The organism is Vibrio sp. Sgm 5, from assembly GCF_026241575.1.
In the GTDB taxonomy this organism is placed as follows: domain Bacteria; phylum Pseudomonadota; class Gammaproteobacteria; order Enterobacterales; family Vibrionaceae; genus Vibrio; species Vibrio jasicida.
The window spans coordinates 1-1,383 of the sequence record NZ_JAPHPY010000123.1; the positions used below are offsets into that span (position 1 = coordinate 1).

A 1,383-nucleotide genomic window follows, 5' to 3' on the forward strand; every position below is an offset into this window, starting at 1 on the left:
GTTTAAACTACAAACCATCCTTGAAGGCTACGAACTCGCAATGTCTCTTGAACACTAGACTTGTGATCAAGAGACAGCTCTTCTGGGAGCGTTTTTTTGTGATAGAAACGGTTGACGGCTTACTCCCTCCCTTCAATAATTGCGGCTCTTTTATAAAAACGAATAACCTTATGTGCGAAATATTTGCTAAACAACCACAAGAAAACTATCAGTTTGTTACCCGCTCCATCCGCATTGATGGCCATGCCACCAGCGTAAAGTTGGAATCGAGTTTTTGGTTGATTCTAGAAGAAATTGCCTCTGCCCAAGACATGACCGTACCTAAGTTCATCACGACCGTTTACCAAGAAGCGTTAGAACACAACGGGGAGGTCAATAACTTCGCCTCTCTGCTTCGCTGCGCCTGCCTTACCTACGCTCGACAACCACAAGCGACGCTAGATCAAGCACTAAGTGAGCAAAACTAACCACTCACGTTATTGTCGTACCTGAGTACTACCAAACTCGCGCTAAAACTGACTAGTCTAGGCGCAGTATTAAGGAGTACTCATGACAAAAATGATTCATACCATGATTCGCGTAAGCGATCTGGAGCGTTCTCTTAAGTTTTATCGCGACGCACTTGAGCTAGAAATCAAAGACCAATACGTATTCGACGGCTTTTCTCTTACCTACTTAGCAAACCCTGAAACGGGATTCGAGTTAGAACTCACTCACAATCACGACCAAAGTGAGCCATACACACATGGTACGGCTTACGGGCACCTTGCGGTAAGCGTAGAAGACATTGCGGCGACTTATCGACGCTTGAACTCGCTAGATATCGAAGCGAGCGACATCAAAGTCTTTGACCATCAGGAAAAACACTTAGCGACATTTTTCTTCATTACCGACCCAGACGGCTACAAAATTGAGTTCTTGCAGCGTCAAGGTCGCTATCTCTGATAGTAAGTTCTGTCCTAACAGAAACTGCCACTATCCCCCTTTAATAAAAACAAAGAAGCAAACACAACTATGATTCATTTAACTGCTGCATTTCACGCAAAACCTGACTGCGTATCTCAACTAAAACAAGCATTAGAAGCGATGCTAGAGCCGACTCGAAATGAGACGGGCTGCGTGCGTTATCACTTGTTCCAAGACAAAAATGACCCAAGCCAATTCTTATTCCAAGAGCAGTTTGCAGACCAAGCCGCGTTTGACGAACACTGCAAAACAACGCATTTCCAGACTCTATTGAGTGAGATTGATGGTTTACTTGCCAGTGAGCCAAAAATCACGTTCTTGGATGAGCTGTAATCTTTACTAACCTGAGATCGGTTTAAGCCATCGCCATCAGCCCAGACTTTTCAGCATTGGTGATGTTGAGTGATGGCTTCTCTG

3 protein-coding genes are annotated in these 1,383 nt (G+C 44.5%); all 3 read left to right on the forward strand.

The window, feature by feature from the left end; translation table 11 throughout:
• Positions 1-170: 170 nt before the first annotated feature.
• The 3 genes from OQJ86_RS26295 to OQJ86_RS26305 all read left to right on the forward strand — a co-directional run bounded on the left by OQJ86_RS26295 (position 171) and on the right by OQJ86_RS26305 (position 1,299).
• Positions 171-467: a ribbon-helix-helix domain-containing protein gene (locus OQJ86_RS26295; RefSeq protein WP_038871280.1), complete on the forward strand. Its 297-nt coding sequence runs from the start codon at positions 171-173 to the stop codon at positions 465-467.
• Between the two features lie 82 nt (positions 468-549).
• Complete coding sequence (locus tag OQJ86_RS26300) at positions 550-945, forward strand: VOC family protein (RefSeq protein ID WP_038871282.1); 396 nt, start codon at positions 550-552, stop codon at positions 943-945.
• Between the two features lie 69 nt (positions 946-1,014).
• Positions 1,015-1,299: a putative quinol monooxygenase gene (locus tag OQJ86_RS26305; RefSeq protein ID WP_020195700.1), complete on the forward strand. Its 285-nt coding sequence runs from the start codon at positions 1,015-1,017 to the stop codon at positions 1,297-1,299.
• Positions 1,300-1,383 lie beyond the last annotated feature (84 nt).

What these genes read in the sequence shown, in the direction of transcription:
- OQJ86_RS26295 (WP_038871280.1), top strand. Translation starts at nt 171, where the DNA reads ATGTGCGAAATATTTGCTAAACAACCACAAGAAAACTATCAGTTTGTT.
- OQJ86_RS26300 (WP_038871282.1), top strand. Translation starts at nt 550, where the DNA reads ATGACAAAAATGATTCATACCATGATTCGCGTAAGCGATCTGGAGCGT.
- OQJ86_RS26305 (WP_020195700.1), top strand. Translation starts at nt 1,015, where the DNA reads ATGATTCATTTAACTGCTGCATTTCACGCAAAACCTGACTGCGTATCT.